The 15,561-nt window shown below is 59.3% G+C and carries 11 protein-coding genes, 2 pseudogenes and 1 riboswitch; of the genes and pseudogenes, 3 read left to right on the top strand and 10 right to left on the bottom strand.

Features of this window, described 5'->3' with window-relative positions:
• The first annotated feature begins 721 nt into the window (after window positions 1–721).
• Window positions 722–1,777, top strand: coding sequence for a cytochrome-c peroxidase (locus tag NL532_RS29970; RefSeq protein ID WP_023697201.1), 1,056 nt, complete (start codon window positions 722–724; stop codon window positions 1,775–1,777).
• Between the two features lie 435 nt (window positions 1,778–2,212).
• On the opposite strand, the gene metE is transcribed toward NL532_RS29970, so the two are convergent.
• The 5 genes from metE to NL532_RS29940 form a co-directional block, all read right to left on the bottom strand.
• Complete coding sequence (gene metE, locus NL532_RS29965; protein WP_031194851.1) at window positions 2,213–4,561, bottom strand: 5-methyltetrahydropteroyltriglutamate--homocysteine S-methyltransferase; 2,349 nt, start codon at window positions 4,559–4,561, stop codon at window positions 2,213–2,215.
• Window positions 4,562–4,655: 94 nt separating this feature from the next.
• Window positions 4,656–4,857, bottom strand: a riboswitch (cobalamin riboswitch).
• Window positions 4,858–5,265: 408 nt separating this feature from the next.
• Window positions 5,266–6,258 (bottom strand): adenosine kinase, encoded by a 993-nt coding sequence (locus tag NL532_RS29960; RefSeq protein ID WP_023697198.1) that lies wholly within the window; start codon window positions 6,256–6,258, stop codon window positions 5,266–5,268.
• Between the two features lie 108 nt (window positions 6,259–6,366).
• Window positions 6,367–7,542 carry a methionine adenosyltransferase gene (gene metK, locus NL532_RS29955; RefSeq protein WP_023697197.1) on the bottom strand — a complete coding sequence of 392 codons (1,176 nt, stop codon included), beginning with the start codon at window positions 7,540–7,542 and terminating at the stop codon, window positions 6,367–6,369.
• Between the two features lie 53 nt (window positions 7,543–7,595).
• Window positions 7,596–8,933, bottom strand: a complete 1,338-nt coding sequence (gene glyA / locus NL532_RS29950) for a serine hydroxymethyltransferase (protein ID WP_023697196.1) — start codon at window positions 8,931–8,933, stop codon at window positions 7,596–7,598.
• A 619-nt stretch (window positions 8,934–9,552) separates the two neighbouring features.
• A complete protein-coding gene (locus NL532_RS29940) occupies window positions 9,553–9,897 on the bottom strand; it encodes a recombinase family protein (protein ID WP_023690648.1) in 345 nt (114 codons plus the stop codon).
• Window positions 9,898–10,285: 388 nt separating this feature from the next.
• On the opposite strand from NL532_RS29940, the gene NL532_RS29935 reads away from it, so the two are divergent.
• Together NL532_RS29935 and NL532_RS29930 are read left to right on the top strand one after the other, a co-directional pair.
• A complete protein-coding gene (locus NL532_RS29935; RefSeq protein ID WP_023697195.1) occupies window positions 10,286–10,588 on the top strand; it encodes a hypothetical protein in 303 nt (100 codons plus the stop codon).
• Window positions 10,585–11,061 carry a type II toxin-antitoxin system VapC family toxin gene (locus tag NL532_RS29930; protein WP_023697194.1) on the top strand — a complete coding sequence of 159 codons (477 nt, stop codon included), beginning with the start codon at window positions 10,585–10,587 and terminating at the stop codon, window positions 11,059–11,061. Before NL532_RS29935 ends, NL532_RS29930 begins: the two co-directional genes overlap by 4 nt.
• A gap of 797 nt (window positions 11,062–11,858) precedes the next feature.
• Here the strand turns inward: NL532_RS29930 and NL532_RS29925 are convergent.
• The 5 genes and pseudogenes from NL532_RS29925 to NL532_RS29905 form a co-directional block, all read right to left on the bottom strand.
• Complete coding sequence (locus NL532_RS29925; RefSeq protein WP_031194149.1) at window positions 11,859–12,353, bottom strand: MaoC family dehydratase; 495 nt, start codon at window positions 12,351–12,353, stop codon at window positions 11,859–11,861.
• Window positions 12,354–12,753: 400 nt separating this feature from the next.
• On the bottom strand, window positions 12,754–13,089 hold the full coding sequence (locus NL532_RS29920; protein ID WP_444848985.1) for a bifunctional hydroxymethylpyrimidine kinase/phosphomethylpyrimidine kinase: 336 nt from the start codon (window positions 13,087–13,089) through the stop codon (window positions 12,754–12,756).
• A 129-nt stretch (window positions 13,090–13,218) separates the two neighbouring features.
• Window positions 13,219–13,816, bottom strand: a pseudogene (locus tag NL532_RS29915) (thiamine phosphate synthase); the annotation flags it as partial.
• A pseudogene (locus NL532_RS29910) lies at window positions 13,813–14,059 on the bottom strand (thiazole synthase); the annotation flags it as partial. The pseudogenes NL532_RS29915 and NL532_RS29910, both read right to left, overlap by 4 nt.
• A gap of 33 nt (window positions 14,060–14,092) precedes the next feature.
• Window positions 14,093–15,250, bottom strand: coding sequence for a porin (locus NL532_RS29905; RefSeq protein WP_023697187.1), 1,158 nt, complete (start codon window positions 15,248–15,250; stop codon window positions 14,093–14,095).
• Window positions 15,251–15,561 lie beyond the last annotated feature (311 nt).

Below are 15,561 nucleotides of genomic sequence, written 5' to 3'. Positions count from 1 at the left end.
AATGCCCCCCGCCCGTCAAATGATGACGACAACGTGGTCGGCGCCTAGGATCTGTGGATCAAGGTGAGGCAGTTACAGCGGGTGGACCTGCTCAAGCGCGGCGCCGTCGACACAAAGGGCTAGATTGGCGATACTGCGCGTGTTGGCCATGTCTTTCCTGGCGTGATGGGATGTTCGTAGAAGCGGAGCTATATGCCGGTGTGACGGTCCACCAAGGCGGAACGCCTATTCCGATACGAGATCCATACTGTCGTATAGACCGTCGCTGCTTAGGTGTTGAAACCGCCATCGCTGGTGACATCACAATGTGCAGTCGGCGGGTGTCGACAAGGCCGATTGCGTAATCAGCAGGTCAGGAGGAACGAATGAACCCTGACGTTTCAGAAGCTCACTTTTCGCAAGGCGTGCAGCGCACATCGTGCAAGAGATTGCCAGTTTTGCGGATGCTGTCGACTTTCTCAACCTTGGCTGGAAGATCGCAGTGACCGAATCTACGAAGCCGCCCTCAGGGCGTGCTTTGATGCATAAAACCGGTTGCCAACCAGGGATACTCCTCCTCCCTGAAGTCCAATCGAGAAGAGCGATCACTTCCAAGAGGGTCCCAGCTCAGCTGCGAAAACAGGTGTGAGACCCCGTCCTCTCCCTCAAGCTGATCTAGCTCAGGGCGTTCATGAGCCGCAGATCGCATAATGACTGCGTGGACGACGCAGGAAGACCAATTATGAAAATCCTATTCAGTACGATGGCTGTCACCTTGCTGGCACCCACCGCCTTTGCTGCGGATTGGATCCCCACCGACCTCAGAGATACGGCATTGGCCACCTTCACGGCTTTGCCATCCACCACGCCGACAGTCGCCAATAACCCGATCACCCCGGAAAAGATCGCTCTCGGCAAGGCACTGTTCTTCGATCCACGCGTCTCGGCGTCAGGCGTCTTGTCGTGCAATTCATGCCACAACCTGGCCACCGGCGGCGACGACAATCACGAAACCTCGATTGGCCATGGTTGGCAGAAGGGACAGCGCAACGCGCCGACTGTACTGAACGCTGTCTTCAATATCGCCCAGTTCTGGGATGGTCGTGCCGAAGACCTGAAGGCTCAGGCGAAGGGACCGGTCCAAGCCGGGATCGAAATGGCCAATACACCGGGCCAACTCATCGCCACTCTCAAGTCCATGCCGCAATATGTCGAGTGGTTCGATGCAGCTTTTCCGGCTGAAGCCGATCGGGTCACCTTCGACAACTTCGCCAAGGCGATCGAAGCCTTCGAGGCGACACTGGTCACACCTGCCCCGTTCGACAGCTTCCTGAATGGTGATGAGGTTGCCATGACTTCCGAACAGAAACAGGGCCTGGTGCTTTTCATGGACAAAGGCTGCTCGTCCTGCCATGCCGGCATCAACGTTGGTGGGCAAGCCTATTACCCATTCGGCCTCGTAGAACCGCCCAGCGCCGAAGTCCTGCCGGACAAAGACAAGGGCCGATTTGAGGTCACCAATGCAGCCGACGATTCCTATGTCTTCCGCGTGGCGCCGCTGCGCAACGTTGCACTCACCGCGCCATACTTTCATTCGGGCAAGGTTTGGGATCTGAAACAGGCCGTCGCCATTATGGGGACCACCCAGCTCGGCGTAGTACTGGCGGACGAAGAAGTTGACCTGCTTGTTGCCTTCCTCAACTCGCTGACCGGAGAGGCACCTGACGTCGCCTATCCCATCTTACCCTCAGAAACGGCGACAACGCCCCGGCCTGTAACGCAGATCTCAGGAAAATAAGGGCCAACTGGCTGCGGACTCGCAATCGAAAATGATTGGCGATTTTTACTTGGCGACACGAATTGCGACGTCCATCTCCGAATTGGCGGGACGCTAGCGATACCCGAACCCTACCTCGCCCGTAGTCTGCGCGATCAACTGGGGGCGGACAGACGCAGCACCATATATTGTCGCTGCCTGAGCGAACGCGCCAAGCAGTCTACTTTGAGAAACGACGCGTGTTCGTAGTGTTCGAGGCGCGGGGCCTGTATGTCCCCAAGGAACCAATATTATAGCGTAGTGCCACATTTATATTTCTGCGGGATTAAGACACGTGCCGGAGGGAAATTGCACATTTGCGCCGAGTGGCTCATTTCCAAGAGTGTGCCGGTTTGGCATGTTCACGGCCGACAGGAGCCAGCCGGTAGCTCACCACACGGTGAGGAAGGAGAAGCCTCAGGCCACTTTCTCCCGGAGCGCGCGCGCTGCAGCGACCATGTTAATGAGGGCAGGGCGGACCTCCTCCCACTTGCGTGTTTTGAGGCCACAGTCCGGGTTTACCCACAGTTGGCCGTCGGACAGTCGCTCGCGGGCAAGCATGATTAGGTCCGAAATCTCGCAGACCTCCGGCACACGTGGTGAGTGAATGTCATAGACGCCGGGACCGATCTCGTTCGGATATTTGGAGCTCGTGAAGGCGTCCAGCAGTTCCATCTTGGAGCGCGACGTCTCAATCGAAATGACATCCGCATCCATTCCAGCGATCGCGTCGATGATCTCGTTGAACTCCGAATAGCACATGTGGGTATGGATTCGAGTCGCGTCCTTTACACCCGTTGAAGCGATCCGGAAGCATTCGACAGCCCAGTCGAGATAGGCTTTCCAGTCAGATTGGCGCAGTGGCAATCCTTCGCGAAACGCGGCCTCATCGATCTGGATCATCCTTGCGCCGGACCTTTCGAGATCCGTCACTTCGTCGCGGATGGCGAGCGCGATCTGGCGGCAGGCTTCGGAGCGGGGTACGTCGTCTCGAACAAAGGACCAGTTGAGAATGGTCACTGGGCCTGTGAGCATTCCCTTCACGGGCTTTTCCGTAAGCGACTGGGCGAATTGCCACCAGCGCACCGTCATCGGATTGCGCCTCGATACGTCCCCGAAGATGATGGGGGGACGCACGTAGCGCGACCCATAGCTTTGCACCCAGGCATGCTGAGTGAAGGCGAAGCCGGACAGCTGCTCGCCGAAATGCTGTACCATATCGTTTCGTTCGAACTCACCGTGCACCAGCACGTCCAGCCCGATCTCTTCCTGCCAACGAATTGCTGACTCGATCTCCTTCTTCAGGAAAATCTCGTAGTCGACATAACTGAGCTGGCCCTTCGCATGAGCGGACCGCGCGCGGCGTACCTGCGGCGTCTGCGGGAAGGACCCGATTGTCGTCGTCGGGAACGGCGGCAGCCCGAGCGTGCCGGCCTGGACTCTGGAGCGCTCGCCAAAAGCGCTCTCTCGTCGTTTCATGCTATGGTCAATGCTGGCGATCCGCCCCTCAACAAGCGGGTCATGGATCTTCGTGGACGTCAAGCGAGTGGCGGCAGCCTCGGCAGAAGCTTTCAACGCGGCTGCCACCGCATCCCTGCCTTTGGAAAGGGCCCGGGCCAGCAAGACCAGCTCGTCGGTCTTCTGGGCCGCGAAGGCGAGCCACGACCTGATGTCGGCCTCGAGTTCCGTCTCCATGCGCAGGTCAATCGGCACATGCAGCATCGAGCAAGAAGGCGCAATTTCGACGCGGTCCAAGGGCCAGCCGGCGACGATCGGTTTGATGCGGTCGAGAATGGCGGGCAGGTTCGCACGCCAGACGTTGCGGCCATCGATCAAGCCGAGCGAGAGCACCAGATCCTTCGGAGCGAGCCGACCCACCGTTTCCAGCTGCTCGGGAGCGCGCACGAGATCAATATGCAGGCCGGCCAGGGGCAGAGAAACCGCGGTTTCGAGATTGTCTCCCAGCGACCCGAAATACGTAGCCAGCATGATCTTCAGCTCGGGCGCGGCTTTCGACAGCTGGCCATAGGCGAATTCGAACGCAGCTCGTTCGTTCGGGTTCAGATCGAGGACAAGCGCTGGCTCATCGATCTGCACCCAGTCGGCTCCCGACAGCTTCAGCCTCTGCAGGACTTGCTCGTAAACGGGCAGCAGCCGCGGTAGGAGCGCGATGGGACCGAACCCTTCGGCACGCGATTTCGCCAGCTTGAGGAAGGTGATAGGTCCAAGGATGACTGGGCGTGTGTGTATGCCGAGAGCTTTAGCCTCGAGGAAGTAATCGACCGGCTTCGATGACGAGAGGGCGAACGTCTGATCATCATCGAGTTCCGGCACAATGTAGTGGTAGTTGGTGTCAAACCACTTGGTCATTTCCATCGCGGTTACACCAGGTCCATGAGCCTCCTCCTGGTGACCAGCGTGTCCACAATCCTCCGTCTGACCCTGGTTGCCGCGCGCCATTGCGAAGTAGATGTCAAGTGGGACCTCGCCGCTATTCCAGCCGTACCGGGATGGAATGGCCCCGACCATGGCTGCGGTGTCGAGCACATGGTCGTAAAGCGAGAAGTCGTTCGACGGGATTTTCGACACGCCGCGATCGCGCTGCTCTTCCCAGCTAGCGGCTCGGAGCGCCTTCGACGTCGCAAGAAGGTCGCCAGCGGACGATGTTCCGGACCAGTAGCTTTCGAGGGCGAATTTCAGTTCTCGCCGACGACCGAAGCGCGGCACGCCGAGCGTTGCTACAGGAATTTGCTGAGAGACAGTCATGTCATACCCCGATGATTGGGGCGTCGGTGACAAGGAAGGCGCTAGCAGGCCGGCATCAACGCCGGGTTGCAGCGGCCACCGAGACACCCCGCCCGTGGACGTAATTCGCGTGGCAGGTCTCCTGGCTCGCGGGGTCATAGCCTCTACCCGTCTTCCTGAGGGTATTCGCCTCAGTGACGTGATTGGGGTTGGCTCGCCGCTAACAGTTGCGGGGGCAGCGCCGGCATCGCACCGGCTTCCCTCTTAGCTCCGCTGCGGCAGCGCCGCACGCGAGAACCACGACACGCAGACAATCACAGCAGTTCGCTCTTTTGTCAATGACGCATAACGAAATGTTTATGTCGTTATGTGATCGCGCTTTTACGCCTTTGTCTAGCATTGTGAAATATTCAGTCTGCTGCCCGCATTCGGCATCGTGGGACGTGATCGCAAGTCAAGTCCGACGGACGCCGCGAGTTCTCCGTTACCTCAGGAACCTTACTGGCCTTCCCCAAGCTGAGCTTCTGGAAAATGCTGGTGACGATCTGGATGACGGTGAATGCCGTCATGGCAAGCACGCCTTGCACCGCTCCTCCAGCGAGCTTCACGGCAGCAGCATGGGTCAGTTCTCCGAAGCGAATGGCTGTCGCTATCAGCGAGCTTTGACACAGTTCCGCCACTGCGGTCATCGCGTCAGTAGGGCGGCTGGTTAGTTGCCGGCGCATCTACAGCAACCCAGCCCCTTCCGCCTCGCGGCGCAAATTCTGCCTTGGCCTTGGGCCGATCTGCTGGATCACCAGGCCGGCCGCCAGCGAGCCAAGGTCGCCGCAGGTCTTGAGGTTGCGGCCCTGCGTGTAGCCATGCAGGAAACCGGCGGCGTAGAGGTCGCCGGCGCCGGTGGTGTCGACCAACTCCTTGATGGCGGTCGCCTCGATGACCACGGTCTCGTCGCCGCGCACGATCACCGAGCCTTTTTCGGAACGGGTGACGGCGGCAATCTTGCAGTCCTTGCGGATCTGAGCCAGCGCCTCGTCGAAGGATTTTGTCTGGTAGAGCGACTTGATCTCGTGGCTGTTGGCAAAGACGATGTCGACAGTGCCCGAGCGCATCAGCTCGAGGAACTCGTCCCGGTAGCGGTCGACGCAGAACGAATCCGACAACGTCATCGACACTTCGCGTCCGGCCTCGTGTGCGAGCTTCGCCGTCTGCCGGATCGCCTCCTTGGCGCGCGGCGGATCCCACAGATAGCCCTCGAAATAGGTAACCTTGGCGCCGGATGCCTTGTCGGCCTCGACATCCTCAGGGCCAAGCTCGACGCAGGCGCCGAGATAGGTGTTCATCGAGCGCTCGCCGTCGGGCGTGACGAAGATCATAGAGCGCGCCGTCGGCGGCTCGCCCTTGAGCGGCCTGGTGTCGAAGGCGACACCCTGTGCATGGATATCGTGCGCATAGATTTCGCCCAGCGCATCGTTGGAGACCTTGCCGAAGAAGGCGGCGCGTCCGCCGAAGCTGGCTACGCCGGCCGCCGTGTTGCCGGCACTGCCGCCGGAGGCCTCGATCGCCGGGCCCATGCGGCTGTAGAGCAGTTCGGCGCGGCGCGTGTCGATCAGGTTCATCGCGCCCTTGATGATGCCGTTGATCTCGAGGAATGCCTCGTCGCACTGGGCGATGATGTCGACAATGGCATTGCCGATGCAAAGCACGTCATAATCCGGCATCAATGTCTCCGCCAAAAAACCCGAGCCGGCTTCTCGCCACGCCTGCCAGGCGCGGGTCTGCCCGGTGGAAATGGGCTTTCCGCTTGCCAATCCGTTCGCCGGCGGCTCTCACGGGGCGGCGAGTCCTGCCTCGCGACGCAATTCGTCCGCCCTGTCTGTCTTCTCCCAGGTGAAATCAGGCTCTTCACGGCCGAAATGGCCATAGGTCGCTGTATTGCGATATATAGGGCGTAAGAGATCAAGCATCTTGATAATGCCTTTCGGTCTGAGATCGAACAACTCAAGAATGAGGCGCTCGATCCTGCTTTCCTCAACCCTGGCTGTGCCGAACGTGTTGACCATGACGGAAACCGGACTGGCCACGCCGATTGCGTAAGCAAGCTGCACCTCGCACACGTCCGCAAGTCCGCTAGCGACGATGTTCTTTGCGACATAGCGGGCTGCATAGGCAGCCGAGCGGTCAACCTTGGACGGGTCCTTGCCCGAGAAGGCGCCGCCGCCATGACGACCCATCCCGCCATAGGAATCGACGATGATCTTGCGTCCAGTGAGACCGCAGTCGCCGCGCGGCCCGCCGACTACGAACCGCCCCGTCGGGTTGACCAGAATTCTGATGCCTTCCGTCTCCAGGTGGGTCGGCAGGACAGGCTTTATGATTTCCTCAATGACGCCCTCGCGGACAGTCTCTTGCGAGACCTGCTCGTCATGTTGCGTCGACACGACGATGGTATCCAGCGCGACCGGGCGCAACCCCTCATACCGCACTGAGACTTGGGATTTCATGTCAGGACGCAACCAGCCAAGCTGTTGTGTCTTCCGGACATACGCCTGCCGTTTCGTCAAGCGATGAGCGAGCTGGATCGGCAAAGGCATCAGTGTATCGGTTTCGCGGCATGCGTAGCCGAACATGAGGCCCTGATCTCCCGCTCCCTGCTGGAGGTCTTGCCCTCTTCCCTCGTCAACGCCTTGGCTGATGTCGGGCGACTGCTCGGTGAGGGCATGAACGACGGAGCAACGCCGGCCGTCAAAGCCGACGGCCTCGTCGTCGTAGCCAATGTCGAGAATCGTATCGCGCGCAACTTGGCTGTAATCCACCTGGGCATCGCTGGTAATCTCGCCAGCCAGAACGACTATCCCTGATTTTACCAACGCTTCACAGGCGACGCGCGCCTTGGGATCTGTGCGGAGGATGGCATCGAGGATGGCATCCGAGATGTTGTCGGCCAACTTATCCGGGTGCCCCGCGCCAACCGATTCGGAAGAGAACACGAACTGCCTAGCCATGAATACCTCGCTTCGCGTGTTGGATGTGGTATGGGCATTTTGCTTGGCCCACCTTACTTGTCGCAGATGCCCGGGACCTCGAACGCAGCGCACAAGTCGGCAACGTCTCTTCGCACGCAGGCATGGAGATCTTCGTCGTCTGGCCGCTGGAGGACGGAGTCAATGAAGCCAGCAATCTGCACCATTTCCACATCGCGCATGCCCATTGACGTCACTGCTGGCGCGCCCAGGCGAATTCCGCTTGTGACCGCCGGATGCCGCGGGTCGCCAGGCACCATATTAAAGTTTGTGATGATTCCTGCCTTTGCTAGTCGCTCGGCATAGGCCTTGCCCGATAGTGGCCGATCGCGAAGATCAAGGATCAGCATGTGATTGTCCGTCCCCCCGGTCACCAGGTCATAACCTCGCTCAAGCAGTGCATGTGCCAGAGCCTTGGCATTCTTGACCGTCTGTTGGCCGTAGCTTCGGAAGGACGGGTTCGCGGCTTCGTGCAAGGCAACCGCTAGCGCAGCGATGGCATTCATGTGAGGTCCGCCTTGCAGGTGAGGGAAGACCGCCCGGTCTATTCGTCTGGCGAGATTGTATTTGCTCTTTGTATGATAGAGGGCCTGATAGCGATCTTCGTTCCTTGACAAAATGAAGCCACCGCGGGGACCGCGGATCGACTTATGGGACGTGCTGCTGACCACGTCGCAATGGCCCACGGGATTCGGGTGCGCTCCCGCGGCAATCAGGCCGCTGATGTGCGCAATGTCGGCTACGAGATAGGAGTTCGCTTCCAGGGCAATTTCTGCCATTGCCGCGTAGTCAAAGACACGCGGGTAAGCAGTTCCGCCGACCCAGATGAGCCGCGGCCGTTCCCGCTTGGCTGTCTCGCGCAAGCGGTCATAGTCAATCTGCTGTGTCGTTTCATCCAACCCATAGGGGACGCGTTTATAGTCAGTACCGGAAAAGTTGATGGCCCAACCATGAGTCAGATGGCCCCCTTCCGGAAGGGGCAAGCCCATGACTTTGTCACCGGGACTCAAAAGCGCACGATAGACAGCCTGGTTGGCCGGCGAGCCGGAATAAGGCTGGACGTTGGCATGCTCGCTGCCAAATAGTGTTTTCAAGCGCTCAATGGCTAGCTTCTCAAGCTCATCAACGATCTCGTTTCCAGCGTAGTAGCGCGCGCCGGGGTACCCCTCGGCGTACTTGTTCGTGAAAATCGAGCCGTTCGCTTCCAGCACGGCCGAGGACGCAAAGTTCTCTGAGGCGATGAGCTTCAGGGTCGTCCGCTCCTGCCGCTCCTGTCTCAGAAGCAGCTCGTGGACGCGGCAATCAACCGCGGCCAAGGAAGACCGCCCATGGGTGTCCGGCTGTGCGATCGCGCCGTCTGCGGAGTTGTCCATGGTAGCTTCGCGCTCCAATTGGATTGACCTATTTCACGATCAAGCACGCGGTCCCTTTCGGCCGCGTGTCTCGTACCGCTTCGAGCCGCTGCAGGTCCTGTTTATGATAGCCGTCGCGATGGGGCAGGAGATCGACCAATAATTGAACCAGCCCGCCGTCGTTGGATCCTGCGTTGAGATGGTACGAGCGCCACGGAGGCTGTTCGTTGCAGCAAAGAAAGTCGGCTCTGGCGAGCAGCCGGACGTGTCGCGCAACCCGCTCTCGACACACGCTCAGAATCTCCGCTAGCTCGCAGACAGTTAGGTCCGCATGCGCACAAAGGCCCAGGATTCGAAGGCGGTCAGGATGCGCTGCCATGCGTAGGCGACTAACCAGTGTCATCATGGCTCAGGACCAAGTCCTACCGAATTTCTCATTCGCGTCCTCCACAGAAGTCGCAGCTTTTGAAGGTTGTCCAACGACCGGACAAATCTCGGTGGCTGTGGCGACTGCCGATATCGCCCTGTCGAACAACAAAGGGCGTTCTTTTGCCTTTAGCCGAAATTGCAAGCAGTTCGGCCAGTCGAAGACAAGCGGGGCCACGGTTTGGAACCACTGACCTCAGACGTTGCAATAAGCCTACCATTCACAGCGAGCCGGAGTTGCTAAGAGTCTATGAATTTCCTTGAAGGATCTGTTGCAACGTTTGCCCAGCCTGGCCTGCTCCCGGTTTGCAGCGGTCATGGTCAGGCGATCCATCGCCTCTGCGAGCACGATCAGGAATTTGCCCTGCATCGCATCGCTGATCAGCTCCTGAAGGCCGGGACGCAACAGCGACCCGCCGCAGATCGCGCGGTGGGTATTGCTGTCGACGACTGTCCAGCCTTGCTTTTCAGCACGCAAGCAGCAGAGCCGCAACTGATCCTCGATCGAGGCGTCTCGGTGATTGTCAGTTGAGTAGCGAGCGCCAAGCGCGACCTTCATGAGGCGGCCCCTTACTCCGGGACGCGGTCTCGCGTCTGGCTATCCGTTTCGGCTTGAACGAAATCCCGTGCGGCCTGTCGTGCCAGCAGCCGGACCAGATTGACGAAGCGTCGATCGGGCTTCGGCGACGCAGACACAGCCGATTCGCGGGCCGCGCCGGCGACCACACGAAGCTTTTCGGCTGTTGCCGTTTCGGCGCGCTATGATCGCGTTCCTGTCCTGACGCGAAATACTCCGTTTCGCGACAATGATGCCAAGTCAGTGCTTCGACAAGCTGGAATTCTATCAATACGCGCGTCGCGCAGGAGCCAGTGCTGGCCGATGACGGGGCACCTTGTGCTCCGAAGAAGCCATGGCTATATATCCGGATAGAGAACGGAGGCACGCGATGGGCAACACTGCACAGAAGAGAGCCATCGAGAATTATCGCTCTCGCCTGGCTGAGCGCGGCATCGCGCGGTTCGATATCCAGGCCTTCGACGCAGACCGCGATCTACTGCGAACTCTTGCCCGAAAATTAACGGAGAGCGGGCCGGATGCCCGACAGCTTCGTCGGACCATACAGCAAGCCGTGGCGGGTGAGCCACCGAAAGCGGGCAGCATTCTCGCCGCGTTGCGTCGCTCGCCTCTGGTTGGCTCCAATCTCGACCTCAGCCGGCCGCGCGAAGAGGGGCGCAAGATCGACCTGTGACGCGCTACCTTCTTCATACCAATATCATCAGCAACGTCATAAAGCCGGAGCCTTCGGGCTCGTTGCTGGCCTGGATGGGCGCGCAGAAGGACGAAGACCTCTTCATTGCTTCGCTTACTGTCGCCGAAATTCGCCGAGGCATCCTAGAGAAGCCGAAGGGGAAAAAGCGCAGCAGCCTTGAAACTTGGTTCGAGGGCTCCGAAGGCCCGCAAGCGCTGTTCGCTGGCCGCGTGCTATCGTTCGACGAGAAAGCTGGCCTCGTGTGGGCGCGGCTGATGGCCAACGGCAAAGCCAGAGGCCATTCGCGGAGCGCCCTAGACACAATCATTGCCGCTGTAGCCGAAGCCAACGAGTGTGTCGTAGTGACCGACAATGAAAAGGACTTCGAGGACGTTCAGATAATCAACCCGCTCCGTAGCTCTGGAAGCCAAGCGGGTGATGATAGCTCCAACGGTCCGGCCGATTCAATTTGAGGATTTCAGCGGCACGGAGTCCGAACGTCTCGTGTTCGCCTACCTTTAGCGATGGCTGGATTGATCTTGCTTGGTTCGGCCAGGGCGTCTCTTCCAGTTCCGCTTTAATGCCATCCCGGTTCATCTAGTCAGCTCGATCTACCAACAGTTCGCTCGCACGAGCGCCGCGGACAAAGCGATCGCAGGGACTGCGCGATATGCGTGTCGAGCTCGTCCATCTTACACTCGATCTCGTCTTCGAAGGCCTCTCGCCAAACGCCACTGTAGTCGATGCCGCGCGCGGCTCGGGGCCTTCTCATCGAGGCTTTCTCGCGACTGGTCTGGCGCGCTACCAATGGCAAGTTCGCCCGCCGGGAACTCGTCGGTCTGTACTCCCAGCTCTGGGCGTCCACATCAACTGCGGAGGCTCTTGGCATCGCCGTGTTCTGCCTTTAGCTGGCAGCTCTCGAGCTCGACGAGCAGCCGATCAGCGACACCCGCGACCTCAAGTTCGACCCCATTAACTCGATAACACCCTATTGGCAGATTCAGTCGGGGAGGATCTGCCCACTCCGATCACAAGCCGATCTTTCAACCCCGTGGTCGGGAATTCTCCATGGACTTCGTGAAGAAGGAATGCAGCGCCGAAAGCCGAAGCGCTTCCGATACATCGACGCCCCTTCCGAGACGGAGCCCCGATTAGGCATTCCTGCCACTCTATCTAGCCGACCCCGTGGCCGCGTTGCCGATCGGTGCGCACTGGTCGCCTACATCGCCCCGGCACGTGAAGATCGTCTCTGCTGACGCTCGTTGACAATTCAGGCCGCCTCCGGCTGGCGTTTGATCAGCGTCAGCGTCAACCAGCGCGCGGTCAGCGCCGGCTTTTTCGAGCCCTCGATCTCAATCGTCACGCCCAGCGCCGTCTGCACCCAGCCCGACGGCCTGACCTTGACGTCGGCCAGTACGAAACGGGTGCGGATGCGCGATCCGGTTTTCACCGGCGCCAGGAAGCGCAGCGATTCGAAGCCATAGTTGACACCCATCTTGCAGTTTTCGAGCGGCCGCATGGTCTCGAAAGTCATCGCCGACAAAAGCGAAAGCGACAGGAAGCCATGTGCGATGGTGCCGCCGAACGGCGTCTCGCGCTTGGCGCGCTCCGGATCGCAGTGGATGAACTGGTGGTCATCGGTGGACTCGGCGAACTGGTCGATCATCCGCTGCGAGACCACCCGCCACGGCGACACGCCGACTTCCTTGCCGACGCTGGCCAGAAGCTCGTCGAGACTGATCGGTTCCAAGCTAATGTCCTCCATTTCAACCGTCCGAAGCGCGAGCGGCTTCATTCCGTGAACAGTGTCAGCCCATGCTGCACCGACTGCCGGCCATCCATCGGCAGGATGGCTCCGGTGAGATGACTGCCGTCACAGCTGCACGAATAGAGCGTTCCGCCGGCAATCTCATTCGGCGCACCGATGCGGCCGATCCGAACATGGCTGCAGACGAGCCGGCTTGTACTCGGTCGCGGTGCGCGTCGTGCAGGCCACTGAAAGCAGCTCGTCTTGCTACCGGTGATCATTCCGCCGGCGCCGCTATGCGGTATTGTCGCAGATTGATAAAATCAATTGTCTGGATAGTAACCATCCGTGTTTCGAATTTGGAGGAGTCCAGCAGACGGGGTGGCTTGTGGTCCTTGTTGAAGCGCGCCGGCCTCATTCACCGGTAGCACTGAGCCGGCAAGAAGCGCCAGTTCAATGACATTGGGTGTCGACACGGCAAAGCGGCATCAGATGCTACTTCATGATGCGGGATGGCGCTTGCTTCAAGAAGCGCTCGGCCTGACGTGGAAGCCAGCACCGGATCTGGACTGTCGATATGCGCCCGATATTCGCGCAGCACAGCCTGCAACCGCAGCGAGATGATCTCAGCCGTTGCGAGCATGCCAACCTTGGTGCCGGCCACTCTGTTAGCTTGAAGCGCAACGCGCATTTGACCCGTCACCAGACCGGGTTGCGTAACTTGGATTTCCAAGGCGTCTTCCTGGGTTTGCACCGTCAGCGCGCTGACAGCAAAGGCAGGTGCGCACGTCAAGGCAAGCGATCGTCTCGATCTCGCGGGCAATTCCAGCCCCACCGCGGGAATCTGACCCGACAACAACGAGCAGATGCGGTTCTCGCCCCAGCGCCATTGTTCTGTCTTTCGATGCATTCTCGCGTGCGCGCTTCTGGGGCGTCGTTCAGCGCAAGGTCGGTGACCACGGCTGCGCTTTCCGCGCCAGCCTCGAAAAACGCCTTCGAGCCGGTCAGGTTGAGGCCGCCGATGGAGACCAATGGGATCGGCGCGACCTGGTGCTTCCACTCGCTGATCCGCTCGAGCCCTTGCGACGCCCATTCATCTTCTTGAGGCTAGTTGGATAGACTGGGCCGAGCGCCACATACTCCGGCTCGGCCACTGGCGCCGTTTCCGGTTCGGTGTGATCGTGGATCGAAAGACCGAGCTTCATTCCGTCGTATTTAATCGTCAGCATCGGCGGCAGCCAAATCCTTTTGACCAAGATGGACGAAGTCGCAGCCTTCCTCGATTGCCGTGCGCCAATTGTCGTTGACGCTCACTTGGCAACCATGGACCGCGCAGGCGTCGTTCGCGCGGCGGATTTCCGTCTGCAGTCCTTTCTCGTCCATATCCTTTATCCGGAGCTGCAGCAGACGCACGCCGAGCGGCGCCAGCCGGTCAACCCAGCCGGCACGTCGAAATTCAGATAGAAGGGATCGAGCTTCATGAGAAGACAGCCCTGCCGACCTTCGGTGAGTAGCGCGGTTCGAGCATTCCAGTGCTAGCTTCACGAATGGCATCGACCGCCCTTGCCGAACGCACGCGCCATCCCGACCGGATCGGCCGCCCTCGGGACCGCCGTGTTCAGGAGCACGGCGTCAAACCCGAGCTCCATGACGTCGCCGCGTACGACGGCCGTCCGAGCCACGCATCCACAATCAAACGGAATGTAGGGGAAATGTCCGCGCATCAACTGCACCTCGGAGCTCAACGCTTCATCGCATTAGAATGAGCGTTCGAAACGCAGGATACCGCCGACACTGCTCTTCTTGTTGGCATTGGCCCAGTTCACTTCGGAAGCTTTCACCTTTCCGACGGCGGAGCCTCCGTAGCGGTCGTAGTCGAGTTCAGCCGTAACTGTGAAATCTGGAAGAAGCGCATAGGCGACGTTCGCAGCGACACCATAGTTCTTGAGCTGATCACCCGAGAGCTGAAGGTTGAACGAAGTTGTCTCGTTGACCTCGTAAGCGGCGCCAGCCCAGAAAGCCCAGTTCCCGCCCCAAATCTTATAGAAGCCGCGACCATGAGCGTCGATCGCGTTCATGGAGTCGTCGTTGAGCTTGCCATTGGAACCGTAGCCGAACATTCCGAACAGCAACAGTTCGTTGGTGACATTGATGTCGACACGGACCTTGGCGGCTACCGATTCGTAGTTGCTATCATAACCAGCAACGCCGGTGATCGCTCCCCAGCCATGTGTGTATTTCAAGCCGCCGACTATGTGCGGAGCGTAGTTGTCGATTGTGCCCACCACGCCTGAGCCTTCTTCGAGCGAAACCACGGCGGAAAAGCCGTTCGCGGCGTCGAAGTAGTACTGGACCACATCGGTATCCAAAGCGCCGTACGGAACCGGCGTCTGGTTGAGTACGTCACCCGCGCCGCCAATAAACATGTCGAAGGCCGACCAGTCCTTACCAACTCGGAGGCCACCAAGCTGAATCCAGGCGAAAGTCAAGATGCTGTCTCCGTTGAAGGCATAGGACCGAGAACTGTCCGAAACCAAAGTGTGGCGGTTACCGAAATTCACGCGGGTTTCGGTGTAGGTCTTCAACGTGCCGAGTTCGGTCTCCTGGCCGGTCCAAGCTTTCAGTGTGAAGCGCGTATTGTTTTGCCATGTACCCTGATCCTCACCAGTCCTCACATCTGAGGTTCTTGCGTGGTCAAACAATCCGACATGGCCCAAGCCGACGTCGTAACTGACATAGCCGCCGATGCGCAGGCAGGACTCGGTGCCTGAAATGTAGATGTAGCCCGAGCCGTAGACGTCGCAGATCTTGAGGTACTCAGTCGGATCAGGCTCGGGGACGATGATCACGGCGCGAGCGTCGGAAACGGCGACCAGTGCCGCAGTTGAGCCGAGGAGGAGGCTCCCAATGGTCATTGTTGATCTCCGTCTAAATAGTAAAAGGAATCGAGACCGATAAATGATTTTTGCTAAGCAAACGGTTGATAGCGCATCAAGCTGAATTCTAGGAGTGTTGCTGCACCTGTCGTGCTAATGCTCAGGAGAATTTAGAATGTGATTGAGACTTGTTGTCACATATATTAAGTAGTTATCACTCCCAGACGGTCATACAACATTTTTGTACAATCACCCTTTTCACCTCCGCGGCGGGCCTCACAAAGGGTACTACTGCAAATGACGTGCCACCCTGACGGCCCAGCTGCGGCTTGAAGCTCAAATGTGCGGGC

Source organism: Mesorhizobium sp. C120A, from assembly GCF_030323105.1.
Lineage (GTDB): Bacteria > Pseudomonadota > Alphaproteobacteria > Rhizobiales > Rhizobiaceae > Mesorhizobium.
This window is presented reverse-complemented; position numbering and strand designations above follow the sequence as displayed.